This window comes from Nocardioides sp. (genome assembly GCF_036493135.1).
Taxonomy (GTDB): domain Bacteria; phylum Actinomycetota; class Actinomycetes; order Propionibacteriales; family Nocardioidaceae; genus Nocardioides.
Genome location: NZ_DASXQG010000046.1, coordinates 78,333 through 100,493, shown reverse-complemented (window position 1 = coordinate 100,493; position 22,161 = coordinate 78,333). Strand labels below are relative to the sequence as shown.

The 22,161-nt window shown below is 69.0% G+C and carries 31 protein-coding genes and 1 other RNA gene; 20 read left to right on the top strand and 12 right to left on the bottom strand.

Annotated features, from left to right (window positions below):
- Positions 1–292: sigma factor (locus VGJ24_RS07980; protein WP_331499989.1), on the bottom strand; the 292-nt coding region annotated here is incomplete at its 3' end.
- Between the two features lie 144 nt (positions 293–436).
- On the opposite strand from VGJ24_RS07980, the gene ftsE reads away from it, so the two are divergent.
- From ftsE to ssrA, 7 genes are all read left to right on the top strand, one after another.
- The gene (ftsE, locus tag VGJ24_RS07975; RefSeq protein WP_331499988.1) at positions 437–1,126 is read left to right on the top strand and encodes a cell division ATP-binding protein FtsE; all 690 of its coding nucleotides are present in this window, start codon (positions 437–439) and stop codon (positions 1,124–1,126) included.
- Positions 1,127–1,191: 65 nt separating this feature from the next.
- Positions 1,192–2,100: a permease-like cell division protein FtsX gene (gene ftsX, locus VGJ24_RS07970; protein WP_331499987.1), complete on the top strand. Its 909-nt coding sequence runs from the start codon at positions 1,192–1,194 to the stop codon at positions 2,098–2,100.
- 54 nt (positions 2,101–2,154) lie between these two features.
- Positions 2,155–3,435, top strand: a complete 1,281-nt coding sequence (locus VGJ24_RS07965; protein WP_331499986.1) for a peptidoglycan DD-metalloendopeptidase family protein — start codon at positions 2,155–2,157, stop codon at positions 3,433–3,435.
- 92 nt (positions 3,436–3,527) lie between these two features.
- Entirely contained in the window at positions 3,528–4,007 is a 480-nt protein-coding gene (gene smpB, locus VGJ24_RS07960; RefSeq protein WP_331499985.1) for an SsrA-binding protein SmpB, read from the top strand.
- Positions 4,007–4,261: a hypothetical protein gene (locus tag VGJ24_RS07955; protein WP_331499984.1), complete on the top strand. Its 255-nt coding sequence runs from the start codon at positions 4,007–4,009 to the stop codon at positions 4,259–4,261. The genes smpB and VGJ24_RS07955 overlap by 1 nt, the downstream gene beginning before the upstream one ends.
- Complete coding sequence (locus tag VGJ24_RS07950; protein WP_331499983.1) at positions 4,258–5,157, top strand: amidohydrolase family protein; 900 nt, start codon at positions 4,258–4,260, stop codon at positions 5,155–5,157. Before VGJ24_RS07955 ends, VGJ24_RS07950 begins: the two co-directional genes overlap by 4 nt.
- Positions 5,158–5,180: 23 nt before the next feature.
- Positions 5,181–5,550: a transfer-messenger RNA gene (gene ssrA / locus VGJ24_RS07945) on the top strand.
- Positions 5,551–5,576: 26 nt separating this feature from the next.
- On the opposite strand, the gene VGJ24_RS07940 is transcribed toward ssrA, so the two are convergent.
- The 6 genes from VGJ24_RS07940 to VGJ24_RS07915 all read right to left on the bottom strand — a co-directional run bounded on the left by VGJ24_RS07940 (position 5,577) and on the right by VGJ24_RS07915 (position 10,724).
- The gene (locus VGJ24_RS07940; RefSeq protein ID WP_331499982.1) at positions 5,577–5,990 is read right to left on the bottom strand and encodes an SHOCT domain-containing protein; all 414 of its coding nucleotides are present in this window, start codon (positions 5,988–5,990) and stop codon (positions 5,577–5,579) included.
- A 122-nt stretch (positions 5,991–6,112) separates the two neighbouring features.
- The gene (locus VGJ24_RS07935) at positions 6,113–6,964 is read right to left on the bottom strand and encodes a DUF389 domain-containing protein (RefSeq protein WP_331499981.1); all 852 of its coding nucleotides are present in this window, start codon (positions 6,962–6,964) and stop codon (positions 6,113–6,115) included.
- Positions 6,965–7,049: 85 nt separating this feature from the next.
- The gene (locus tag VGJ24_RS07930) at positions 7,050–7,742 is read right to left on the bottom strand and encodes a hypothetical protein (RefSeq protein WP_331499980.1); all 693 of its coding nucleotides are present in this window, start codon (positions 7,740–7,742) and stop codon (positions 7,050–7,052) included.
- Positions 7,739–10,114 carry a MinD/ParA family protein gene (locus VGJ24_RS07925; protein WP_331499979.1) on the bottom strand — a complete coding sequence of 792 codons (2,376 nt, stop codon included), beginning with the start codon at positions 10,112–10,114 and terminating at the stop codon, positions 7,739–7,741. The genes VGJ24_RS07930 and VGJ24_RS07925 overlap by 4 nt, the downstream gene beginning before the upstream one ends.
- 132 nt (positions 10,115–10,246) lie before the next feature.
- Positions 10,247–10,435: a hypothetical protein gene (locus VGJ24_RS07920; RefSeq protein ID WP_331499978.1), complete on the bottom strand. Its 189-nt coding sequence runs from the start codon at positions 10,433–10,435 to the stop codon at positions 10,247–10,249.
- Positions 10,436–10,526: 91 nt separating this feature from the next.
- Positions 10,527–10,724 carry a hypothetical protein gene (locus VGJ24_RS07915; RefSeq protein WP_331499977.1) on the bottom strand — a complete coding sequence of 66 codons (198 nt, stop codon included), beginning with the start codon at positions 10,722–10,724 and terminating at the stop codon, positions 10,527–10,529.
- A gap of 613 nt (positions 10,725–11,337) precedes the next feature.
- Between VGJ24_RS07915 and VGJ24_RS07910 the strand changes: the two genes are divergently transcribed.
- From VGJ24_RS07910 to VGJ24_RS07900, 3 genes are all read left to right on the top strand, one after another.
- Positions 11,338–12,099 carry an AfsR/SARP family transcriptional regulator gene (locus VGJ24_RS07910; protein ID WP_331499976.1) on the top strand — a complete coding sequence of 254 codons (762 nt, stop codon included), beginning with the start codon at positions 11,338–11,340 and terminating at the stop codon, positions 12,097–12,099.
- Positions 12,100–12,189: 90 nt separating this feature from the next.
- The gene (locus VGJ24_RS07905; RefSeq protein ID WP_331499975.1) at positions 12,190–12,375 is read left to right on the top strand and encodes a hypothetical protein; all 186 of its coding nucleotides are present in this window, start codon (positions 12,190–12,192) and stop codon (positions 12,373–12,375) included.
- A gap of 30 nt (positions 12,376–12,405) precedes the next feature.
- The gene (locus tag VGJ24_RS07900) at positions 12,406–12,822 is read left to right on the top strand and encodes an HIT family protein (RefSeq protein ID WP_331499974.1); all 417 of its coding nucleotides are present in this window, start codon (positions 12,406–12,408) and stop codon (positions 12,820–12,822) included.
- Positions 12,823–12,834: 12 nt separating this feature from the next.
- Here the strand turns inward: VGJ24_RS07900 and VGJ24_RS07895 are convergent, their stop codons facing one another.
- Genes VGJ24_RS07895 through VGJ24_RS07880 form a run of 4 tightly spaced genes read right to left on the bottom strand, consistent with a single transcriptional unit; the run spans position 12,835 to position 15,055 of the window.
- Complete coding sequence (locus VGJ24_RS07895) at positions 12,835–13,302, bottom strand: hypothetical protein (RefSeq protein WP_331499973.1); 468 nt, start codon at positions 13,300–13,302, stop codon at positions 12,835–12,837.
- 6 nt (positions 13,303–13,308) lie between these two features.
- Positions 13,309–13,881: a hypothetical protein gene (locus VGJ24_RS07890; RefSeq protein ID WP_331499972.1), complete on the bottom strand. Its 573-nt coding sequence runs from the start codon at positions 13,879–13,881 to the stop codon at positions 13,309–13,311.
- Between the two features lie 29 nt (positions 13,882–13,910).
- Positions 13,911–14,525, bottom strand: a complete 615-nt coding sequence (locus tag VGJ24_RS07885; RefSeq protein ID WP_331499971.1) for a zf-HC2 domain-containing protein — start codon at positions 14,523–14,525, stop codon at positions 13,911–13,913.
- Positions 14,526–14,533: 8 nt separating this feature from the next.
- Entirely contained in the window at positions 14,534–15,055 is a 522-nt protein-coding gene (locus VGJ24_RS07880) for a sigma-70 family RNA polymerase sigma factor (RefSeq protein WP_331499970.1), read from the bottom strand.
- Positions 15,056–15,167: 112 nt separating this feature from the next.
- Here VGJ24_RS07880 and VGJ24_RS07875 point away from each other — a divergent pair, with 112 nt between their 5' ends.
- From VGJ24_RS07875 to VGJ24_RS07850, 6 genes are all read left to right on the top strand, one after another.
- Entirely contained in the window at positions 15,168–15,377 is a 210-nt protein-coding gene (locus tag VGJ24_RS07875; RefSeq protein ID WP_331499969.1) for an RNA polymerase subunit sigma-70, read from the top strand.
- A gap of 37 nt (positions 15,378–15,414) precedes the next feature.
- Entirely contained in the window at positions 15,415–16,155 is a 741-nt protein-coding gene (locus tag VGJ24_RS07870) for a Clp protease N-terminal domain-containing protein (RefSeq protein WP_331499968.1), read from the top strand.
- A gap of 50 nt (positions 16,156–16,205) precedes the next feature.
- Entirely contained in the window at positions 16,206–16,469 is a 264-nt protein-coding gene (locus VGJ24_RS07865; RefSeq protein WP_331499967.1) for a hypothetical protein, read from the top strand.
- A 149-nt stretch (positions 16,470–16,618) separates the two neighbouring features.
- Positions 16,619–17,389 (top strand): 3-oxoacyl-ACP reductase FabG, encoded by a 771-nt coding sequence (gene fabG / locus VGJ24_RS07860; protein ID WP_331499966.1) that lies wholly within the window; start codon positions 16,619–16,621, stop codon positions 17,387–17,389.
- Positions 17,379–17,861 carry a hypothetical protein gene (locus VGJ24_RS07855; protein WP_331499965.1) on the top strand — a complete coding sequence of 161 codons (483 nt, stop codon included), beginning with the start codon at positions 17,379–17,381 and terminating at the stop codon, positions 17,859–17,861. The genes fabG and VGJ24_RS07855 overlap by 11 nt, the downstream gene beginning before the upstream one ends.
- Positions 17,862–17,964: 103 nt before the next feature.
- A complete protein-coding gene (locus VGJ24_RS07850) occupies positions 17,965–18,975 on the top strand; it encodes a DUF3048 domain-containing protein (RefSeq protein WP_331499964.1) in 1,011 nt (336 codons plus the stop codon).
- Here VGJ24_RS07850 and VGJ24_RS07845 read toward each other — a convergent pair.
- Positions 18,965–19,648: a TetR/AcrR family transcriptional regulator gene (locus VGJ24_RS07845; protein WP_331499963.1), complete on the bottom strand. Its 684-nt coding sequence runs from the start codon at positions 19,646–19,648 to the stop codon at positions 18,965–18,967. The genes VGJ24_RS07850 and VGJ24_RS07845 overlap by 11 nt on opposite strands.
- Positions 19,649–19,750: 102 nt before the next feature.
- Between VGJ24_RS07845 and modA the strand changes: the two genes are divergently transcribed.
- From modA to VGJ24_RS07825, 4 genes are all read left to right on the top strand, one after another.
- Positions 19,751–20,506 carry a molybdate ABC transporter substrate-binding protein gene (gene modA / locus VGJ24_RS07840; protein WP_331499962.1) on the top strand — a complete coding sequence of 252 codons (756 nt, stop codon included), beginning with the start codon at positions 19,751–19,753 and terminating at the stop codon, positions 20,504–20,506.
- A 27-nt stretch (positions 20,507–20,533) separates the two neighbouring features.
- On the top strand, positions 20,534–20,914 hold the full coding sequence (locus VGJ24_RS07835) for a TOBE domain-containing protein (protein ID WP_331499961.1): 381 nt from the start codon (positions 20,534–20,536) through the stop codon (positions 20,912–20,914).
- A 178-nt stretch (positions 20,915–21,092) separates the two neighbouring features.
- Complete coding sequence (locus VGJ24_RS07830; protein WP_331499960.1) at positions 21,093–21,551, top strand: hypothetical protein; 459 nt, start codon at positions 21,093–21,095, stop codon at positions 21,549–21,551.
- Between the two features lie 46 nt (positions 21,552–21,597).
- Entirely contained in the window at positions 21,598–22,155 is a 558-nt protein-coding gene (locus tag VGJ24_RS07825) for a YqgE/AlgH family protein (protein WP_331499959.1), read from the top strand.
- Positions 22,156–22,161: the final 6 nt, after the last annotated feature.

The following is a 22,161-nucleotide window of genomic DNA, read 5'->3' as shown; positions in this document are numbered from 1 at the left end:
GGTCCGGGCCGGGCCCGTCCACCTGCGGCTCGCGGAGCGTCCGCGCGTAGGCCTGGGCGCGACGCAGCCGCCGCCACCGGCTGGTGGCGAGGTTCCACGCGACCCGGCGCACCCACGCGCCCGGGTCGTCGTACGCCGCGAGCGTCGCCCAGCGTGGCCAGGCGCGCGTGTAAGCCTCCTGGGCCGCCTCCTCGGCAGCGCCGAGGTCCCCGGTCACGGCGTACGCGCAGGCGACGGTCCGCGACCACGTGGCGTCGTAGAACACCGTGAAGTTGTCCTCGGCTGTGGCCATCGTCTCCCCGTCCCGGACCGGGCCGGCCCGTTCCGGCCCATTGCAACAGACACGCACCGGCGTCGGGCTCGGTTGCACGGGTTGGGCGACGGGCGCGCCGCGCCGATGCCGGCACCGTTGGTCGACTCGGCTAACCTCCCTTCAGTGATTCGCTTCGAAAAGGTCACCAAGACCTACCCCGGTGGGACCCACCCGGCGCTCGACAACGTCTCGATCGACATCGAGAAGGGCGAGTTCGTCTTCCTGGTCGGGACCTCGGGATCCGGAAAGTCGACCGCGCTCCGGCTGGTGCTGCGCGAGACCCGGTCCACCAAGGGGCGGGTCTACGTCGCCGGCAAGGAGATCAACCGGCTGGCGGGGTGGAAGGTGCCGAGGCTGCGTCGCCAGATCGGCACCGTCTTCCAGGACTTCCGGCTGCTCCCCAACAAGACCGTGTCGGAGAACGTCGCCTTCGCCCTGCAGGTGATCGGCAAGTCGCGCGGGGACATCCGCCGTACGGTTCCCGAGACGCTGGAGATGGTCGGTCTCGACGGAAAGGGTGACCGGATGCCCGACGAGCTCTCCGGTGGCGAGCAGCAGCGCGTCGCGATCGCCCGCGCGTTCGTCAACCGGCCGATGATCCTGATCGCAGACGAGCCGACCGGAAACCTCGACCCGACCACGTCCGTCGGCATCATGAAGCTGCTCGACCGGATCAACCGCACCGGCACCACCGTGGTGATGGCGACGCACGACGCCGGCGTGGTCGACCAGATGCGCAAGCGCGTCATCGAGCTGTCCGAAGGAAGTGTGATCCGAGACCAGGCGCAGGGCGTGTACGGCTTCCAGCACTGACCCGCCGACGACCGAGTCGCCCACCCGACCCCCGATGAGTAGCACGACTCCGGAGAGAACCTTCCATGCAGCTGCGTTACGTCTTCACCGAGCTGGGCAACGGCCTACGTCGCAACCTCTCGATGCACATCGCGGTGATCCTCACCCTGTTCGTCTCGCTGACCCTTGTCGGTCTCGGCGTCCTGCTCAACCAGGAGGCCGCCAAGGTCGCTGACCGGTGGGGCAGCCAGCTGACCGTCACCGTCTTCCTGTGCAGCGCCCACGATGGCAACCCGGCGTGCACCGGCGAGGTCACCGGTGCGCAGAAGGCCGCCATCCAGCAGGTCGTCGACGCCAACAGCCAGGTCGACAGCTCCTACACCCAGTCCAAGGAGCAGGCGTTCGAGAAGCTCAAGGAGCAGTTCCCCGGCAAGTACGACGGGCCGAACTCGCCGATCACCGCGAACGACATGCCGGAGTCGATCTGGATCACCCTCAACGACCCCAACCAGTACCGCGACGTCGAGAGCGCCGTGGTGGGTCTCGACGGCGTCTCCCGGGTCCAGGACGTGCACAAGGTGCTGAAACCGATCTTCAGCACGATCTCCCGGCTGAAGTGGGGCTCGGCAGGCACCGCCTTGGTGCTGGTGATCGCCGCCCTGCTGCTGGTCGCCAACACCATCCGACTCGCGGCGTTCGCGCGACGGCGAGAGATCGGGATCATGCGACTCGTGGGCGCGTCGACGCTCTATATCGCGCTGCCGTTCCTGCTCGAGGGCGTGGTCACCGCGATCCTCGGTGTGGCGCTCGCGGCGGTGGCGTTGTGGGCCTTCATGGAGTTCGCGGTCAAGAAGCAGCTGGCCAACGACCTGAGCTTCATTCCCTGGGTCGGCACTCACGACTACCTGCTCGCGCTGATCGTGATCGCGATCATGGGTCCGCTGCTGACCCTGATCCCGACACTCGTACTGACACGCAAATACCTCAAAGTGTGAGTCGCGTCGGTTAGCGTCCTGGTGGCCGCTTCCCCGAAAAGCGAAGGCTCCACGGTGCGACTCTTCCCCGTCACCGCACGCCAGCGCCTGGTCGTCGCCGTCACGGCGGGCGCCCTGGCCGTCGGTGTGATGTCGACCCAGCTCGGCTCCTCCCACGCCTGGGCGGACATCAAGCATCTGCGCCACCAGCATTCGCAGGCGCAGCACTCCGTGAAGCACGCTCAGGCGGACCTCGACGAGTCCAGCAAGGAGACCCGGCATGCGTTCTCGGCGCTGACCCGGTCCAAGGCCGACCTCCGGGCGGCGCGCCACGATCTCCAGGTCGCGCGCGCACACGTGCAGGCGGCCCGTGACCGGCTGACCAAGATCCGGCACCAGCTCGACCTCGCCCGGGCCCGCCTCGAACGCGCGCGGATCAATCTCGAGCGCCAACGCCGCTCCGTGGCCCAGCAGCACGCCCGGTTGGTCAACACCGTCACCTCGTTCTACGAGGACGGCGATCCCCAGCTGACGGGCTTCATCTCGCTGCTCGGCTCGAGCACGCCGGACGACCTGACCTCCAAGCAGGCCAACAACAGCCTGGTCCTCGACTCGCAGGACCAGATCCTCGACAGCCTCAAGGCGTCGCAGGTGCTGCTGCAGGTGCAGACCGACGAGCGGGCCAGCGCGGCCGCCCAGGTCGCCCGGACGAAGGCGCAAGCTGCGGCCAACCTCGAGCTCAAGCGCCAATACAAGCAGCAGGCGCTCGACGCCAAGAAGCGCGTCGAGAAGAACGTGAGGGCCAAGAAGCACGCGTGGGCACTGGCCCGCAAGGCGCGGGCACACGACCGGGCCCTGCTGGCCCGTGCCAAGCGGCACGACGCCCGCATCCAACGCCTGATCCAAGCCGCGATCGCCCGCGAGCAGCGTCGCGGTGGCGGGTACCACGGCGACACCGGCGGCCTGCTGATGCGCCCGGTCAACGGCCCGATCACCTCGCCGTACGGCTGGCGCATCCACCCGATCTACCACTACTGGGGCCTTCACGACGGCGATGACTTCGGCGCCCCGTGCGGTGCCCCGCTGTTCGCCGTCGCCAACGGCACCGTGATGTCGGAGTACTACTCCTCCGTCTGGGGCAACCGCCTCTACATCAACCTCGGCCAGATCAACGGCAACAACGTCACGGTCATCTACAACCACCTGTCGGCCTACCGCAGCCACGTCGGGCAGCGCGTCACGCGGGGCCAGGTCGTCGGGCTGGTCGGTACGACGGGCTGGTCGACCGGGTGCCACACACACTTCACCGTCATGGTCAACGGCAGGCCGGTCAACCCGACCCCATGGTTCGGCTGACGCCGAGGTGGGCCCTCTCCGCCGCCGAAGTGGGGCCTCTCCGCCGCCGAGGTGGGAGTTTTACGGTTGACCCTTGCTGGGAGGATGGCGTCATGGCCAGGGAGCAGGGGCGCAAGCTGATCGCGCAGAACCGCAGGGCGCGACACGACTACCACGTGGAGGACACGTGGGAGGCCGGACTCGTGCTCATGGGCACCGAGGTGAAGTCGCTTCGGCAGGGCCGGGCCACGCTGGTCGACGGGTTCGCCGAGGTCGACGGCCACGAGGTGTGGCTGCACGGCGTCCACATCCCCGAGTACACCCAAGGCACCTGGACGAACCACTCAGCCCGCCGCCGCCGCAAGCTCCTGCTCAACCGCTCCGAGATCGACAAGATCGAGCGCAAGGTCGGCGACAAGGGCTACACGCTGGTGCCGCTCTCGCTGTACTTCAAGGACGGCCGCGCCAAGGTCGAGATCGGGCTGGCCAAGGGCAAGAAGTCCTACGACAAGCGCCATGCCCTCGCCGAGCGCCAGGCCGACCGCGAGAAGGAGCAGGCCGTCGGCCGTCGCCTCAAGGGCCTTCCCGACTGATGCCGCTCGACGTGGTACGGCGCCGCGACCCGGACGCCGTGCGGAAGATCCTGGCGTCCGTCCCGGAGTGGTTCGGGATACCCGAGGTCAACGAGACCTACGTCGAGGACGCCGGCCGCCTCGCGTCGTACCTGGCGGCTGACGGGGACGACGACGGCGCTGTCGTCGGGGTCGGCCTGCTCCACGAGCCAATGAACGAACTCCAGCGCATCGACTGGAACGGCCCGACCCTGATCCTCGTGAAGCCGGTGTGAGCCTCGAGCCGGCGGCGTTCGCGACGGATCTCGGGCTGCCGGGCCTGTTCGACGTGCACACGCACTTCCTGCCTCCGCGGGTCATGGCCAAGGTGCGTCAGCAGTTCGACACGGCCGGGCCGCTGATCGGCAGCACCTGGCCGCTCGAGTACCGAGGCCCCGACGAGGAGCTCGTCGCGACGCTGCGCGGCCTCGGCGTCCGCCGGTTCTCCTCGCTGCCATACGCCCACAAGCCGGGGATGGCCGAGTTCCTCAACCACTGGTCCGTCGGCTTCGCAGACCGGACGCCGGGCTGCCTGCGCAGCGCGACGTTCTACCCGGAGCCGGGCGCTGCGTCGTACGTCGCCCAGCGGCTCGAGGCGGGCGCCGAGATCTTCAAGGTGCACGTGCAGGTGGGCGGGTTCGACGTCCGCGACCCGCTGCTGAGCGAGGTTTGGGGAGTGCTCGAGGACGCCGGCGTCCCGGTCGTCATCCACGCCGGCTCCGGGCCGGTCGGCACGCCGTACACCGGTCCGGGTCCGGTCGCCGATCTGCTCCAGGCACACCCGCGTCTCGCGCTGGTGATCGCGCATCTCGGTGCCCCGGAGTACGCCGAGTTCCTGGCGCTGGCCGAGGTCTACGAACGGGTCCTCGTCGACACGACGATGGTGTTCACGCCCTTCTTCGACGGGCTCGGCGCAGCGTATCCAGCGGCACTCCTGCCCCGGCTGCGTGAGCTGCAACCGAAGGTCCTGCTCGGCTCGGACTACCCGAACATCCCCTATCCGTACGCCGAGCAGCTCGCCGGTCTGGTCCGGCTCGATCTGGGCGACGACTGGCTCCGCGACGTCTGTTGGCGGAACGCCGTACGCCTGTTCGGGGAATCAGAATCGTCGCCTGGCCGTTCCTCCCCGTAGACTGACATGTGACAACTCAACAGGGGGCTGATCGGTTTCGACTTGGGACGTTAGTTCCAGGGGAAGCGGGTCGAGAAGCCGACGTCATCTCGTAAACGTTCGTCGGGAACCTACAACTGCCAACAACACGCGCAGTAACTTCGCTCTCGCTGCCTGAGCAGTGACCGAAGGGTCTGACCGGGCATCTGCCTTCGTCCCGGATCCAGGCCTCATCTAGAAGGCTCGCTGGCCGCTCTCTGTCAGGAGGGGCGGTCGGGACTTCATCCTGACTGAGTCCGTCGGTGACGCGTCAGCGCGAGCACCGGGACTGAGAAGACGACATCGCTGACTCCACCCGGAGAAGACCTGGTTCGACGCTCGAGGACGCGGGTTCGATTCCCGCCAGCTCCACCAACCAACCAACCACACCACCACCGACTTCAGGAGCCGGCCAGGGCCTTGGCCTTGCCGGCCTGGAACTCGGCCTCGTCGATCACGCCCTTGTCCCTCAGGTCGGCGAGTCGGGCGATCTCGTCAGCCGCGCCGGTGCCCGATCCGGCCACGGACTGGATGTACTGGCGCTGGGCCGCGTCCCGGGCCTGCCCGTCCTCGATCGAGTGCTGGGTCATCTCCTTGCCTCGGGCGATGAGGTAGACGAGGACGCCGAGGTAGGGAAGGACGATCACGAAGATGATCCACAGTGCCTTGGCCATACCGGACATCTCGTGGCTGCGGAAGATGTCGGCGAATACTCGGATCAGCAAGAAGATCCAGATGAAGAAGCAGAAGAACCAGAGCATGGACCAGAAGACCTGGCCGGTGCCGAACTCGAGCACTGTGATCAACGGTGACATGGGATTCCTCCGACTATGACGCGCTGCCGGGCCTCGGCGGCCAGCTGCTGACGGGCCCGGGGCGGCCCGCCGGGGGACACTCTGCTGGTCTCCCGGTCGTGCCGCAAGGGCCAGAAGGGCCCCTAGCGGCTGCGATAGCGCCTTTGTGCGTGCATCGTGAGCGTTCCGGCCAGCACGAGCACGGCGACGTTGACGAGCAACACGGCGAGGGCACCAACGGCGCCCTCGCCGTCGTGTACTGCCGCGGCGGCTCCGAAGAACGCGGCGGCGGGGATCGTGGTGATGGAGATCGCGACGCCGACAGCCGAGCTGGAACGGGTCTCGAAGGCGAGGATCCCCGCTACCCCGGCAGCGAACGCGACGACGACGGTCGAGACGTTCACGGTGGGTAGCAGTCCCAAGCCCCCGTCACCCAGGCTGCCGTTGGCCGGCGGGTAGTCACCGAGGCGGAGGAGGACGGTGGTGAGGTAGGCGCTCAGGCACGCGACCGCCAGACCTACGACGAGCGCGGCAAGAGCGCGGACGGCCAGTCTCGGATGCCGGTCCACGATCCCTACACAGGTTGCGCACATCGGCAACAGGTCCGGGCTGATGGCCATGGCACCCACGACCAGGATCGGGTTCTTGGTGAGGACCCCGAAGACGGCGATGACCCCGGCGCAGGCCATGAAGACGAGGTACTGAGGGACGGCCCGGGCGTACTGCCGCGACGTGATGGTCAGCTCGGTCCAGGCGAGGCCGCCGCCGCTCCACGCGGGCAGGTCTCCTGCACGTCCGACACCCATCGGCCGGGTGCTGGTCGTGTGGACGATCTCGATCTCCTCACCCGAGACGCCGCACGCGGCCAGGGAGTGCAACAGGTGGTCCACGATGCCGGGGTCGACGTCCGCGGTCACGAGCGTGAGGTTGCTGGGCGCGGTGACGCCGACCTGGATCACATGCTCGATCCCTGGCTCGCGGGCGAGCAGGGACATCACCTCAGTGAGTGCGGGGGCGGGTGCATAGACCCGAAGAGCCAGCACGACCCTCCCTCGACTCTGCTGAAGACCACCTTCGCGCCTACTGACCTGACACGCGTGCGCGTGCCCCGAGGGTACGGGTCCCCAGGTCCGCGTTCACGAGGTGCGCGAGCCGCTTGAGGGCCAGCCTCTGCTGCAGGTGCGAGAGACCGAGCAGGTCCGGGGTGCGCAGCAACAGCGCCTGGGTGGACGCCCATGACGTGAGTGAGCGAAGGGTCGTGGCAGAGAAACGGCTCTGGGCCTTGCCCGACACGACGAGCTGAAAGGCACCAGACGTCGCGTGGCAGGCGTTGCACGCCGCATTGAGCGCGGCGGCGCGGTTGGCGGTGATGAGGGACCCGGGACGGCTCACCACCACAACCTGGAGGGACACCGCGGTCGCGTTGCACGATGCGCATCCCTGCGTCCAGGCGATCGCGACGTTGTCCAGCCTCATCGTGGGCGACCGGTCGAGGTAGAGCACCTGCACACTGATCGCCTCGGCGGAACAACCCCGGCAGATCGCCGAGGCGGTGGCCGTCGTCGCCGCATGAGTCGTCACTCCACGCACGGTGTTCACGCGATGGGCCGTGTCGGCGTACCGGTTCCCCGCGCCGATCGGGTGCGCCGATGCGGACAGGTCGACCCGGACCGGCCCGGCCGGCCTGGGCCCCCGAGCCTCCGCGCCCGAGGCCGACAGGATCACGAGGCCGGCGATCGTCGCGACCGCGATCTTGAAGCGGCTCGACATCATGAGTACGGCCCTTCCCGGAAGTTGTCGGCGACGGCTGCCGCTACCGCGACGAGCGAGTCGCGCGTGGCGCGTTGGAGGCCGTCGATCTCGGTCTGGGCCCCGGTCTCCAGAGCCCTGTCCCACGGCACGCGCAGGACGTGGCGACAGCGTTGCTCGAAGTGGTCCTGCATCGGTTCGATCGGCGCTCCCGTGCCGGGGCGTACGCCGTTGATCACGACCACCGCACGACTCACCAGGTCCTGATGATCGTGCTGGTCCAGCCAGTCCAGGGTGAGAGCGGCTGCCCGCCCTCCGTCGAGACCGGCCCGAAGCACGAGCACCAGCTGATCGGCCTCCGAGATGAGTCCCTGGTTGGCACTGTCCAGGATCCCGGTGCCGGTATCCAGCAGCAGCAGGTTGTAGAACCGGTCCAGCAGCTCGATGAGCCGGTGGTAGTCGTTGCGATGCAGCGCCATCCCGATCGAGGGGTCGTCATCGGAGGCGAGAACCTCGAGTCGAGAGCGTGGCGCCTGGATGGAGTACTGCCGCAGCTGGGCGTAGCTCGTGATGGTGTCCAGGTCCGCGAGTACGTCGGTGATCGTGCGGCCGTTGCACGGTGCCACTCGATGGGCCAGGTTGCCCGCGTCGGGATTGCCGTCCACGGCGATGACCCGGTCTCCGCGCAACGAGGCGAAGGTGCTCCCCAGCGCCAGGGTCATCGTCGTCTTCCCGACACCGCCCTTGCGACTCATGACCACGACGTGCCGGGATCCGTCGATCGGAGCACGTAGCCGGTCCTCGGTCTCCTGTCTGCGCAGCTGCGCCTGCCCCGGGCCGGGGTTGACCTTGCCGCCGGTACTCGTGTGGACCGCACGCCGCCAGCCGGAGTCCGGGACCAGCTTCCGGGCAGGCAGCATGATCGCGTCGGTGAACTCGCCGGCCGTCAGTGAGGGCCCACTGAGGACCCGGCCGAGCTGTGGTCGGGCGAATGCTTCGGCCTCGACGGTCGGAGTCGGTTCGATGGCCATGGAGTGCTCCTCTTCGGTTCGAAGGCGCCTGGCAGACCGCACCAACAGGGGTAGGAGCAGCGTGCACAGGCGCCACAGCAGGACGATGAGCCCGATCGCCGGCAGCACGAGCAGCACCATCGAGATCAGGGCGACCACGACAAGGGCGATGTCCCCCGCAGACCAGGCCTGCGTCGCGAGAGACCACTGCTGTTGCATGCCGAAGACGAGCTGGTCGATGAAGAACGGCAGCCGCCACAGCAGCCACGCGAAGCAGAACGTCAGCAGCGGGACGACGAGCACGACCCAGAGCACCACCGTTCGCCGGGCGTAGGGCCGCAGTTCGAGCACCCGGGGGTCGGGAGGACGCCCCGGCAGCAGGCTGCGCAGCACCGGACCGACCCGGCTGAACAGGTCCGGTATGCCGGCCAGGTCGGCCAGCACGTAGTACCCGTCGAAGCGCACCGCCGGGATCAGCTGCTGCACCATCTGGACCTGGAGCATGGCCACGGTCAGCAGGAGCAGTGGACTGCCGCTGATCACGAAGCCGACCCCCATCGCGAGCGCCGTCCAGGCGTTGAAGTAGAGCCCGCCCAGGTCGGTCCTCACCCGTCCGGCACGGTCGAGTCGGTACGAGTCGGTGACGTCGGTGAAGTACGCCGGATACACGATGTAGACGCCCACTCCGATCCGCCCAGGGGCAGCACCGCCGTAGCAGCAGGCCGCGGCATGACCGAGCTCGTGCACCACGGCGGCAGAGTTCAGCAACAGCAGGATGGCCAGGAACATCACGGGTGTCCCGACGAGCTGCGAGAAGGCATCCAGGAGATCACCCCGACGCACCAGAGTGACGTCCATGGCAACGAAGGTGACGGAAAGTGCGACGACGACCGGTGGCTGGTAGCACCAGGCCAGGCCCCGGGCCAACGCGCCCACCAGATCGGCGGGGATCAGCGTGCCCCTGAAGGTCAGCGAGAACAGCGGCTTCGCACGCGGGGCCGGCGTCGCTCGGGCGTCATCGTGAGTGACCAGTCCGAGAGGGATCAGCCTCGTGTCCATCAGGTGGCGGAGTCCGTCGGAGGAGAGTCGCCTGCCGAAGTCGAGGCTGACGTCGTCGGCGATGTCGGCTGCCGACGCTTCCGGGTCCAGGCGACACAGAACGACGTACAGCAGCTCGGACAGCTGGATGACCTGTCCGTCCTCGCGGCGTACCAGGTAGCTCCGCGCCTGGAGGCCGGAACCGTGGGCCAGCCCCATCGTGGTGACCCCGGCGGCGACCTGCCAGCCGACGGCCGGATCGCGCTCGTCGTCGATCTGGTCAGGTCTCGACGCCGCGAGGGGAACGTCGCCCGGCGCGTGCGCAGGATGCTTCGCTGTCGTGTCCATTGCTCTGGTGGTCTTGCTCTGGTGGTTCGTGCTCTGGTCGGTTCGCTCTGGTGGTGACCCCGGGATCGCGGCTCCGGAGAGATGACGGCGGGCGCGCCCAGAGCGTGCACACCCGCCGCCATGTCGGGTGGGCTACGAGATGCCCGACAGGTACTGGGCCGCCATGGCGTTGGCGCTGGCGTTGATGCTCGCCGCATTGACGGCGATGGCCAGGTTGACCCCTACGACGTTCGTGACGTTGACGCAGCCCACGTAACAGCTGAGAGTCTCGCGTTCCGGGAGCAGCTGGGCAGTTGCTGCGTCGAGGTCCTCCTGACGCATTTCGGGAAGTGTGCGCATGGCGTGTTCACCTCCTTCCCAGCTCGTGACGAGACGCTCGAACGGGCGGGCCCCCCACCACGCCCCTTGGCTCTCAGCCCTGGATGACCTGGATGTTCTGGGTTGCCGTGCTCACGGCACTGGCGTTCACGCTGGCGGCGTTCAGAGCCAGCGACGAGTTGGAGGCGTAGACCGCGGCCCAGTTCGTGTTGCCGAAGCTCAGGGTCTCCCGTGCCGGGACGAGTTCCATGAACTCGGCGTCGAGCTCGCTGATGGTGAGTTCCTTTCGCATGTTGATTCACCCCCTCTGCGCTCTGGAGAATGGATGGTCGACCCCAGCACAAGGCCTGGGGCGTGACCCGGGCGTGACCCCGGCGTGACTCGCGCGTGACCCGGACGTGATCGTGGCGTGACCCGAAGCGCGCGCCCGTCCTCGTCCCCGCAGGAACCTTGATCCGGGTGATAGAACTCGGGAACGATGAGAGAATCGTGATGGTTCCGGGGGAGCCCCCCACGCGAAGATGAGGGCGCAATGAGAGACGCACCAGCATCGTCCGACGCCGATGGCGTGCTCGTGGCGAGCGTGTGGCGAACGGGCGCCGGCGGCCTACCTCTGGTGCGCATCACGATGACTCGGCCAGGGGGCGGGGGCGACACCGTCTTCACCGTGTCGACCACTGCCGAGGCTCTCGCACGTGTCGAGGAGTGGCTAGCCGCACTGGACTCCTGACCCAGGTCCCAGGGCTTGCGCGTGCTCGACGAACTCGATGGTGATCGGCGCGGGCGTACCCCTTCACCCTTGACATAGCACGTCACGACCGTTAACCCTGATTTGATTCGAACGCGTGACGGGGGCCTCTCCTCCGGCACGCGAGTACTCCCCGGTTTGAGCGGGGGTGGGGGACATGCGGGGGACGGCGATCGCGCGTGCCCGGCCGAAGAACCTCCGCCTGATCGGCGCCTTCTCCCTTCGGGTCGACGGAGCCCGTGTTCATCTCGGCCGGCGCGAGGAGCGATTGCTCGCCTTCCTGGCCATGCGCGGTCCCTGTCATCGTCCGTACGTCGCCGGGTCACTGTGGCCGAACAGCGATGAGTCCCGCGCCCTCAACAGCTTGCGAGCCGCCCTGCTGCGCGTGCGTCGTGCGGAGCCGAACCTGCTCGACGTCGAAGGATCCACGCTGATGTTGCGACCGTCGGTGTCCGTCGATCTCCTGGATCTCGTCGACTGTGCGGAACGGGTCGTGCAGCACGACAACTGCGACACGGAACGCGCCGAGTATCTCCTCGGGACCGGAGAGCTGTTACCGGGTTGGTACGACGACTGGGTGATGTTCGAGCGCGAGCGACTTCACCACCTACGCATTCGTGCGTTGGAGGTCCTGGCCGTGCACGAGCTCGACGACGGGCACGCCGATCTCGCCCTCGCGGCCGCCCATGACGCAGTCTCACTGGAGCCTCTGCGCGAGAGTGCCCGTCGGCTGCTGATCCGCGCGCACATGGCCCTGGGCAACCGCGCGATGGCCGCGAGCGTCCTCACCGAGTACCGCCGTGACCTTGCGCGAGACCTGGGCGTCGAGCCGTCTCCCGAGATGGTGCAGGAGGTGCGGGTCGGACTGAGCGCGAAGGACTCCCGGGCGTTCAGGGCTCGCATGCATCGACGCGCGTGACGGGCCGACCCGGTGACCTGCGCCGTTGAGGCGTGCGGTTCGCGGACCGCGGCGTACGCTTCGGTCACCAACCTCAGAGAGGGAGCCCTCATGCTGATCATCGCGGGTGTCGTCGTGGTGGTGCTGCTCGTGATCGGCGCGGGAGTGTGGTTCCTCCTGCCGACCTTCCGGTCGTCGCGAGCCGAGTTCGAGCCGGTGGCGAAGGACGACGACAGTGTCTTCCAGGCCCAGCAGTCGTTCACGATCGGCGGAGGCGGTGCCGGCGCCGGTACGTGAGCGCCGAAGGGTGCGGCCTACGGTGAACCCGTGGCCGACGGATGTGTGTTCTGCTCGATCATCGCGGGTGACACGCCCGCAGATTTCGTCCTGGACGAGCCCGACCTGGTCGGCTTCCTCGATGCCCGCCCGGTGTTCAAGGGGCACGTGCTGCTCGCGCCGCGCGAGCACGTGGTGACGCTGCCCGACCTGCCGGCTCGTCTGCGAGACCCGTTCCTCGAGGCCGCGCAGCGCCTGGCCCGTGCCGTCGTCGACGGGCTCGGCGCCCAAGGCAGCTTCGTGGCGATGAACAACGTCGTCAGCCAGTCGGTGCCCCACCTGCACCTGCACGTCGTACCCCGTACCAAGGGTGACGGCCTGCGCGGGTTCTTCTGGCCACGCACGAAGTACGCCGAGCGCGAGGCGGGGGAGTACGCCGCCCGGCTCCGCGAGGCGCTCCTCGCGTGACTCCGACCCGGATCAGGACAACGTCGAGACGCCGCGCGACCTCCACCAGCGTTCCCACAGCCCGAGGGTGGCTGTGACCACCGCGATGCCTTCGGCGATCGCGGCAACGGTCTTCTCGCGGAACCACAGGGGTTCGTACATGTCCGGCATCGGGCCCAGCTCACCAGGGTCGTGGTAGCGGTAGAGCAGGACCGCCCCGACCGCCGAGGCCGCAACCAACAACGCGACAACCCACACGAACCACCGGCCGCTGATCAGGAGCGCCAGCGCGACCACGACGGAGGCGACGGCCTCGATCCGGAACAGGTCACCCTGGCTGACCGGACCGGTCCCCTGGTTCGCGTCGTAGCGGGAGGCCAGGTCGTTGTGCACGAAGGCGTCGACCGACAGTGCGGCGGCGGTGACGATGCGCAGGGTCCACGCCGCGAGCCGCGGTCGGGTTCGGGTGGGTGGCGGTGCGTGTTCGATGACGTCGTACATGGCGGCCTAGTAGGAGTAGCCGCCGTTGTCGGACGGCGTCGAGGGGGTCGACGACGACGGTGCCGATGGCGACGTCTCTGCCGCGGCCACGTTTCCGGACGGGGTGGCCACGTGCCACGTGAAGTCAGTGCCGTCGAAGCTGTCCTTCGTCCCATCCCCGTTGACCTGACCGGCTGAGTGGTCGAAGGAGAACGTGTACAGGGGGCGGCCGGCCATCGTGACCTGGGTGGTGCCGTCCGGGCGAGCCACGGTGCCGAGCTTGGGGGCGAGCGGCGGTGGGACGGTGAGGCTGTTCTGGTCCGGCACCGTCAACGGCGTCCAGATCGCGCCACAGGCGCCGCTGGTGCACAACACCTTGCCGCTCTTCTCCTGGTCGCTGACGTAGAGCGCCCGGCCGTCGGAGTCGACGAGCACGCTGCGTCCACTCGCGTCGCTGACGGTGACGACGGTGCCGGAGCCCCGCCCGGTGTCGCCCGCCCCGGACGACTGAGAGTCGCCGTTCGAGCCGCACCCGGCCAGGGCGAGCACGCCGATCGTGAGCGCGGGCAGGGTCGCCCGCTTCAGGTGGGTGGTGATCATGGTTCCTCTCCTCATGGGTGTTCCTGCGGTCAGGTGGCCTTGTCGTGAACGGGGATGCGCACCAGCACGCGTCCGGTGTCGGTGACGACATCGAGCTCACTGAGGCGGCTCGCGTGGATCGCGGTCATGCCGGAAACCGATGCGGTTCCGTCTGCGTCGGCCACCCACGTGGCGGCGGTGTCGCTGGTCCCGTCGCGCGACCGCGCAACCAGGGCGCACCAACCGCGCGGGTAGGCGCCGGCGAGTGACAGCTGGAGCCGAGTGCCGGAGTCGCCGGGGGCCATCGCCACCGAGGCCTTCACGTGAGTGGCCGGATCGACTGCCTGCACGACCGTCGCGGCTGGCGGCTGCTGGTGGTTCAGCATCCGCGCGCCCCCGAAGACGACACCGATGCCGAGTACGGCTGCCACGACGACCATCGCCACGCGCGGGCGGGTACGACGTCGCGTGCTGACGGGCGTACGCCGTATCTCGTCGAACTCGTCGAGATCCTGCGGCGTCAACAGCGCCAGCAACGAGGCGGTGAAGGCAAGGCTGCGCACCTCGTCGCGACACGTGTCGCAGTCGCCGAGGTGCTCTTGAACGGCGTCGGTCTCATCCGGCTCCAGGGCGTGGAGCACGTATGCGCCGAGCTCGATCTCCATGCTGCAGGTCATGGTCCGTCCACCCCCCGCTCCTGCAACGCCAGGCGTAGGGCCCGGAGTGCGTAGTGGATCCGGGACCGCACCGTGCCCGACGGAAGTCCGCGCGCGGCAGCGATCTGGGCCGCTGTCCAGCCCCGGTAGTAGCTGTCGAAGAGCACCGCACGGTGCTCGGAGCTCAGAGCGCGGAGCGCGTCGGTCAACAGGACGGCGTCCAAGGCCGCGTCGAGACCGTCGTCCTCGCCCGCGACGTCGATCAGCTCCGGAGACACCTCCACCGGTCGGGACTTCCGTGCCCGGTAGGCATCGATGACCAGGTGGCGCGCGGTGATGAACAGCCACGGGCGACGTGCCCGGACGGGCACCTGACCCGCGTGCCTCCAGGCCCGCAGCAGCGTCTCCTGCACGATGTCCTCGGCCAGCTGCCGATCGCCGTGCACGAGCCGTTGGACGTAGGCCAGAAGGGCGCTCGCATGCTCTTCGTAGAGCGCACGGGACAGCTCCTGGTCCCGCCCGAGTTGTGATCCGCTCATACCTAGGACGACGTACGGGAGCCCGAGAGTGCTCAATCGTGAGCCATCGCGTGGTTCACACCGGCGTCAGGAAAAGTTGACAAACGTTCGCCTGTCAGGTTTACTTGACGCAGTGAACGACGCCGCAGACCTCTCCGAGAGCGCCGCGAGCCACGACCCGGAACAAGGGCTGGCCGCCGTCCGTGCCCTCCGCGCGCTGGCCGACCGCCTCGAGGCGGTGCAGGTCCGCAACGCGCGCGAGCAGGGATGGAGCTGGCAGGCGATCGCCGACGTGCTGCAGATCAGCCGTCAGGCGGTTCACCAGAAGCACTCCCGCGACTGACGCGGAGGGCTTGACCCACAGACCAAGGAGCACACCCATGTCCCACCGATTCGACACCGAATCCAGGATCGCCGTCGCCCAGGCGGCCGACATCGCCCGCGAGATGGGCCACCGCCAGGTCGGCCCCGGCCACCTGCTGGCCGGCCTTCTCGCCAACCCGCGGGGTAAGGCGTACGCCGCCCTCCGCGACCACGGGCTCGACCTCGACACGACCCGCGACCTCGTCGCGACGAACCACGTCGACCCCGAGCCCGAGCCCGACCCCGACCAGCCTGAGCACGACGGGCCGACCGGTGGCTACGCCGAGGACCGTGAGGCCCTCCAGTCCATCGGCATCGACCTCGACCGGGTCCGTGAGGCCGTGCGCGCCAACCTGGGCGCCGACCTCGCCGACGGCTGGGCCGACCGGCCCGACCGCGAACGCGGCAGGGCGCGCGGCCGGCGCGGTCGCCGTACCGGCCGGCACGGGCACCATGATCACCACCACGAAGGCCGCGGGCGTGGCCGGCGCGGCCCCCGCAGCCGGCGCGACGGCCTGCCGTTCTCGCGCGAGCTCCGCTCGGTGCTGCGCGACGTACGACGCTCGGTGCTGCGCGAACGGCTCGAGACCGAGGGTCGCGACGAAGCACGTCGCGTGCCCGGCATGACCGGTGGCCGCCTGCTCGTCGCGCTCACTCGATCGGACGACCCGGCCGTACAGGCCGTGCTCGCCACGGCCGACAGTCTCGACGGGCTGAAGGCGCAGGCCCAGCAGGTGGTCGGCGAAGACGTCCACTGACCGAGGCGCAGCCAGGGGCTCGTCGGACGAATCTGGGCAACTCCCCACGGTTGTACGCCGCGCCGGTCGACGGCAGTGCCGGACACTGGGTCTCGGCGAAGCACGGCAAGAACAGCGCCGACCTCGGCGACCTCGACGCCCGCTGCCTCAACGGCACGGCGTACCTCGAGGCCGCCGGTCCGTGCGGCGTCGTGTTCCCGGCCCGCCAGCACGACAACGGCGCCGCCACGAAGATCCGCGTGCCCAGGGCCACCGAGAACGAGGAGTACGGGACGATCCTCGGCTTCGCCGAGCGTCGGGTGCCGTTCGTCTGAGCAGAGGAAGCCCGGCCCCGAGCCGTCCCCAGGCGGCCTCTACAGTGGTGATGGTCGAGCCGCGGGTCACGATCATCTGCCAGCGATCTGCCAGCGATCTGCCAGCGATCTGCCAGCCATCTGTCAGCAAGGCCGCGAGGAGTCAGCACATGGGTCGCTTCGACGGGCGCATCGCCGTGGTGACGGGAGCCGCACGCGGGATCGGGCTCGGGATCGCCACCCGGTTCGCCGAGGAGGGTGCCTCGGTCGCGGTCCTCGACCTCGACGAGGGCCAGGCCACCGAAGCGGCCGGCGGCCTGGCGACGGGTGAGGGACAACGTCACCTCGGCGTCGGCTGCGACGTCAGCGACAGCGACTCGGTCCAGGCCGCTGTCGACCGGGTCGTCGGCGAGCTGGGCGGGCTGCACATCCTGGTCAACAACGCCGGCGTGACCCGCGACAACCTGCTGTTCAAGATGAGCGACGACGACTGGGACGCCGTGATCGGAGTCCACCTCCGCGGCGCCTTCCTGATGACCCGCGCTGCCCAGAAGCACTTCGTGGAGCAGAAGTACGGAAGGCTCGTCTGCCTCTCCAGCGTCTCGGCGCTCGGCAACCGCGGCCAGGCCAACTACGCGGCCGCGAAGATGGGCATCCAGGGCTTCGTCCGCACCCTCGGCATCGAGCTCGGTCCCTTCGGCGTCACTGCCAATGCGATCGCTCCGGGGTTCATCGCCACCGACATGACCGACGCGACGGCGGCCCGCGTGGGGATGCCCGTCGAGGAGTTCCGGAAGGCCGCAGCGGAGCGCAACCCGGTCCGCCGCGTCGGCTATCCCGAGGACATCGCCGCCGCCGCGGCGTTCCTGTGCAGCGACGAGGCGTCGTACATCACCGGCCAGACGCTGTACGTCGACGGAGGCGCCAAGCTTGTCTCCTGACTACGTCCACCGCACCGGAGCCCCTCCGGGCTACAAGCCGGTGCACCTCGTCATCGCCGTGGTCGTCTTCATCTGCTGGTTCGGCGTGCTCGCCTTCGTGCTCAGCCACGGCCGCAACGAGGCGTCCTCCGTCGACGTCTACTCCGAGCTCCCACCCGGCTTCACCGGCGCCCTCGAGACCAAGGGTGTGACCTACGAAGGGCTCTCGCCGGTCGACGCCGCGACCCAGCAGCAGGCGCTGGCCCGCGTGCCGGCCGTGGGCAACGACAACGGTGGTCAGCCTCTGGTCTTCCGTACGTCGTTCACCGTGGCCAAAGGGTCGGGCCAGCCCGGCACGGCCACGCCCGCGCTGATGGTCGTCGTCCCGGATCCCCGAGGAACCGACGTCCACGTCGACTTCGTCGACCCCACCAGCTACCAGCCGCTGAAGACCGTGGAGTATGGCGGGACCGGCCCGTCGTCCACGCCGTGACGGTGACCCGAGTCACACCCCCGGCGTGCCCTTCACGATCCTCTCAACCGGATCCTTCACACTGGTCCGGATCGTTAAGTCAACACCCCCGATGGAGATTCACGTGCGACGCCTTGCCCTGACCCTGTCCGCCCTCACCGCGAGCGGCCTGATGCTGACCGCGTGCGGCGGGTCGTCCAGCTCGAGCCCCCAGTCCGAGAGCCCCCAGCAGGTCGAGGGCGGGCAGTCGATCCCGCAGTTCTGGCCGCTGACCGGCCTCAAGGTCGCCTCGACCAAGACCGCCGCGCTCGACCACCCGGTCCTGGTCGCGAAGATGGACAACACCGTCTCCAGCCAGCCGCAGGTGGGTCTGTCGAAGGCCGACATGGTGGTGGAGGAGCTCGTCGAGGGCGGGCTGACCCGCCTGGCGGCCTTCTACTACTCCGGCATCCCGGGCAATGTCGGGCCGATCCGCTCGATGCGGGCCAGTGATATCGACGTCGTCTCGCCCGTGCACGCCACCATGGTGACCAGCGGCGCGGCCGGCCGGACCATTGCCCGGATCAGGGGCGCACACATCCCGTTCTACGGCGAGGGCTCGCCCGGCATGTACCGCTCCTCCCAACGCGGCGCGCCGTACAACCTGCTCGTGCACCTGAACGAGATCGCGAAGGCCGCCAAGGCCAAGGCCGCGACGCCCCCCGCCTACCTACAGTGGGGCGACAAGGGCCTGCCCAAGGGGATCAAGGTCACCACGATCGGCGCCCAGTTCTCCGGCGGGCACACGACCCAGTGGAAGTTCGAGAACGGCAGCTACCACAACCTCAACAGCAACGCGCCCGCCGGCGACCAGTTCCCGGCCACCAACGTGCTCGTGCTGCGCGTCCGTGAGGGGAATGCGGGCTACCTCGACCCGGCCGGTAACCCCGTCCCGGAGACGCTGCTCAAGGGCAAGGGCAACGCGCTGCTGTTCCACGACGGCCGGATGATCGCCGCCAACTGGCACAAGGGGCACAAGCCCACCGCGCAGATCACGCTGACCACCAAGAAGGGTCAGAAGCTGGAGGTGCCGGCCGGTCACACCTGGATCGAGCTGGTGCCGGCCGACGGCGGGAACGTCGTCTTCAAGAAGTAGGGCCGTCGGGCAGCTCGGCGCCCTGCTCGGACAGGGCGCGCAGGCCGGACAGGATGAACCCGATCGCGACCTCGACCCGATCCGCCTCGGTGTCGGCGTCGTCCGCGGTCGAGACGGTCGACCCGGCCGATGACATCGCACCGAAGAAGATGCGGGCGAACGTGCGCTCCATCTCCGCGTCCACCGTCCAGTCGCCCGCACCGAGCACGGCGCGGACGATGTCCAGCACGTACGCGAACGTCGACCGCTCCTCCTGCTCGCGGAATCGCTCGTACCCCAGCACGGACGGGCCGTCCTGCACCACGATCCGGCTGTACGACGGCTGGCGCACCACCTCGAGGAACGCTCGAAGCCCGGCGATCGCCTTCTCCCACGGGTCGCGGTGGCCCTTGAGCGCTGCCTGGATCTGCTCGGCACCGGCCGCCTCGACCTTCTCGAAGACGGCCTCGAACAGCGCCTGCTTGCCGGAGTAGTGGTGGTAGAGCGCGCCCTTGGTGACGTCGGCCCCGGCGACGATCGCGTCGAGCGAGGTGGCGGCGTACCCGTGCTCGGTGAACAGGGTCTCGGCCACGTCGACCAGCGCGCGTCGGGTGGACGCGGAGTACTGCGCCCGGCGACTCGTACCCGGCACGTGCGCGACCGTGGGCAGCCGGACACGGGCGCTCTTGGTCACCGGCGCAGTCTAGGGTCCGCACGCGACGAACCCGCGCGGCAGGAGTGCGCATGCCTGGGAGTAATATCTAGGTAATACCTAGGATGTGCTAGAAACGACTCCGTGCTCCGACTGACCGTGCGCCGAGGCGTCTCGCTGGCGGCCCTCCTGACCGTCCTCCCGTTGACCGGCTGTGGAGGCGGGAACGACAACACGACCATCACCGTGCTCGCGGCGTCGTCGCTGACCGGCACCTTCACGGAGCTGGGCAAGGAGTTCGAGCGGGAGCACGACGGGGTGACCGTGAAGTTCGCGTTCGACTCCTCGGCGACGTTGGCCCAGCAGGCAACGCAGGGAGCCCCCGCGGACGTGCTGGCCACCGCCGACACCACGACGATGGACAGCGCCAAGTCGGCCCAGGCCTCCACGCCCACGATCTTCGCGACCAACGTCATGGTGCTGGCGACGCCGGCCGACAACCCCGCGAACGTCCAGTCGTTCTCCGACCTCGACAAGTCGTCGGTGAAGTACGTGATGTGCGTGCCGACCGCGCCGTGCGGCGCCGTCGGCCAGGCCCTGCTCGACCAGGACCACGTCACCGGCAAGCCGGTCAGCCAGGAGGTCGACGTGAAGTCGGTTCTCGCGAAGCTGACCGAGGGGGAGGCGGACGCCGGGCTGGTCTACACCACCGACGCGGTCGCGGCGGAGGATCAGGTGAAGGTGCTGCCCATCCCGGGCAGCGCCAAGCAGATCACGTCGTACCCGATCGTGACGCTTCAGCAGTCCGAGCACTCCGATGTTGCGCAGGACTTCGTCGACCTGGTCACCGGATCGACCGGCCAGCAGGTCCTCGCCAAGGCCGGGTTCGGCAAGCCCTGACCTGAACGTCGCCACTACGCTGACTCCGTGGTCGACTACCTGCGCATCGGCGAGGTGGCCCAGCGCGTGGGCGTCAGCGTCGACACCCTGCGCCGCTGGGAGGCCGAGGGACGGATCACCTTCGAGCGCCGTGGCAACCAACGCGTCCTGCCGGCCACGGATCTGGCCGGACTTCTCACCTCTTTGGCGGGCAGCGACCGTACGTCGAGCGCCCGCAACCGGCTGACCGGCGTCGTCGTCGCCGTCGAGCGCGACGGTGTGATGGCCAAGGTCGAGCTGGCCTGTGGCGACTACCGGATCGTCTCGCTGATGAGCCGCGAGGCGGCCGATGAGATGGAGCTGGCGCCGGGCGTCGCCGCCACGGCCGTCGTGAAGTCGACCAGTGTGATGGTCGAGCGAGCACGCTAGCTCCCCGACGAAGTCGGGAGCCGGCGACCGCAGCGAGCGCCGCAGCGAACTTGCTCGCCGGGCGGCTCGTGCTTCAGCCAGGCGAATCGCCCGTGGGCTGTTTGCATACCGCCGGTCACTCACATACTCTCAGTACGTACCAACAGTATGTGAAGAACACCCACGAGAGGAGATGGCCATGACCTGGACCACCTTCCACCGCCGCGGGGAGGTCCTCCGCACCGTGATCGACGCCGCCGACGCACGCCGCGACGGACTGCTGCCCATGGACCTGCCCGGCGTTCCCGAGACCTTCGGCGACGAGCTGACTCTGCTCGGCGCCCTCCAGCTGCGCTGGTACACCCGTCTGTCGGGTCAGCTCGAGCGCGCGCTGATGCATCAGCCCCTCGACACCGACGAGGCCGCCGTCGCCGCATGGCGGGCCACCGCCGACGAACTGCCGGGCCTCCGGATGGTGCTCGAGCACTACCGGGCCGAGCCCCTCGACGACCGGATGGCCGCGGCCTTGGCCACGTCCGAAGGCAAGGAGCGCGTCATGCTGGCCGCGATGGCCGGCCGCGCCGGCGCCACCACCGAGGCCACCGCGTCCGCCGGTCGAGTGCTGGAGGAGCGGGCCAAGGCACGCGTCGCCGCCTGACGTCGTCTGCCTACTGGCGGATCGCTGGAGTTGGCATGATGGAGCCATGGCGGAGATCCGGGCGGGGATGCTGCTGTTGGCGTCGCCCGAGCTGCTCGACCCGAACTTCGCCGACGCGGTGGTCCTCCTGCTCGACGCCGACGAGGGTGGCGCGATGGGCGTGGTGATCAACCGCCCTTCGCCGGTCCCGGTGATCGCGGTGCTCGCCGGCTGGGGCGACATCGTCGCCGAGCCCGAGGTGCTGTTCCGGGGCGGGCCGGTCTCGCCGGAGGGGGCGCTCGCCGTCGCGCTCGTGCGCGACGGCACCATCGCCCCGCCCGGCCTCCGGCCGGTGACCGACCGCCTCGCGATCGTCGACCTCGAAGGCGAGGCGGACGACATCGACGCGGCCGTGGACGGGGTCCGGATCTTCGCCGGGTACGCCGGTTGGGGCGCGGGTCAGCTCGAGGGCGAGATCGACGGCGGCGACTGGTACGTCGTACCGTCACTGCCGCCGGACGCGTTCCAGGCCGACCCGACCGACCTGTGGCGCGAGGTGATGCGGCGTCAGCCGGGCGAGCTGGCCTGGCACGTCAACCGGCCGGTCGACCCGGAGCTCAACTGACGTAGG

Bases quoted from the DNA above. Each gene is read 5' to 3' on its own strand.
- ftsX (WP_331499987.1), top strand. From the start codon at position 1,192: ATGCAGCTGCGTTACGTCTTCACCGAGCTGGGCAACGGCCTACGTCGC.
- smpB (WP_331499985.1), top strand. From the start codon at position 3,528: ATGGCCAGGGAGCAGGGGCGCAAGCTGATCGCGCAGAACCGCAGGGCG.
- VGJ24_RS07955 (WP_331499984.1), top strand. From the start codon at position 4,007: ATGCCGCTCGACGTGGTACGGCGCCGCGACCCGGACGCCGTGCGGAAG.
- VGJ24_RS07940 (WP_331499982.1), bottom strand. From the start codon at position 5,990: ATGTCACCGTTGATCACAGTGCTCGAGTTCGGCACCGGCCAGGTCTTC.
- VGJ24_RS07935 (WP_331499981.1), bottom strand. From the start codon at position 6,964: ATGTCCCTGCTCGCCCGCGAGCCAGGGATCGAGCATGTGATCCAGGTC.
- VGJ24_RS07930 (WP_331499980.1), bottom strand. From the start codon at position 7,742: ATGATGTCGAGCCGCTTCAAGATCGCGGTCGCGACGATCGCCGGCCTC.
- VGJ24_RS07925 (WP_331499979.1), bottom strand. From the start codon at position 10,114: ATGGACACGACAGCGAAGCATCCTGCGCACGCGCCGGGCGACGTTCCC.
- VGJ24_RS07920 (WP_331499978.1), bottom strand. From the start codon at position 10,435: ATGCGTCAGGAGGACCTCGACGCAGCAACTGCCCAGCTGCTCCCGGAA.
- VGJ24_RS07915 (WP_331499977.1), bottom strand. From the start codon at position 10,724: ATGCGAAAGGAACTCACCATCAGCGAGCTCGACGCCGAGTTCATGGAA.
- VGJ24_RS07910 (WP_331499976.1), top strand. From the start codon at position 11,338: ATGCGGGGGACGGCGATCGCGCGTGCCCGGCCGAAGAACCTCCGCCTG.
- VGJ24_RS07905 (WP_331499975.1), top strand. From the start codon at position 12,190: ATGCTGATCATCGCGGGTGTCGTCGTGGTGGTGCTGCTCGTGATCGGC.
- VGJ24_RS07895 (WP_331499973.1), bottom strand. From the start codon at position 13,302: ATGTACGACGTCATCGAACACGCACCGCCACCCACCCGAACCCGACCG.
- VGJ24_RS07890 (WP_331499972.1), bottom strand. From the start codon at position 13,881: ATGATCACCACCCACCTGAAGCGGGCGACCCTGCCCGCGCTCACGATC.
- VGJ24_RS07885 (WP_331499971.1), bottom strand. From the start codon at position 14,525: ATGGAGATCGAGCTCGGCGCATACGTGCTCCACGCCCTGGAGCCGGAT.
- VGJ24_RS07880 (WP_331499970.1), bottom strand. From the start codon at position 15,055: ATGAGCGGATCACAACTCGGGCGGGACCAGGAGCTGTCCCGTGCGCTC.
- VGJ24_RS07870 (WP_331499968.1), top strand. From the start codon at position 15,415: ATGTCCCACCGATTCGACACCGAATCCAGGATCGCCGTCGCCCAGGCG.
- fabG (WP_331499966.1), top strand. From the start codon at position 16,619: ATGGGTCGCTTCGACGGGCGCATCGCCGTGGTGACGGGAGCCGCACGC.
- VGJ24_RS07830 (WP_331499960.1), top strand. From the start codon at position 21,093: ATGACCTGGACCACCTTCCACCGCCGCGGGGAGGTCCTCCGCACCGTG.
- VGJ24_RS07825 (WP_331499959.1), top strand. From the start codon at position 21,598: ATGGCGGAGATCCGGGCGGGGATGCTGCTGTTGGCGTCGCCCGAGCTG.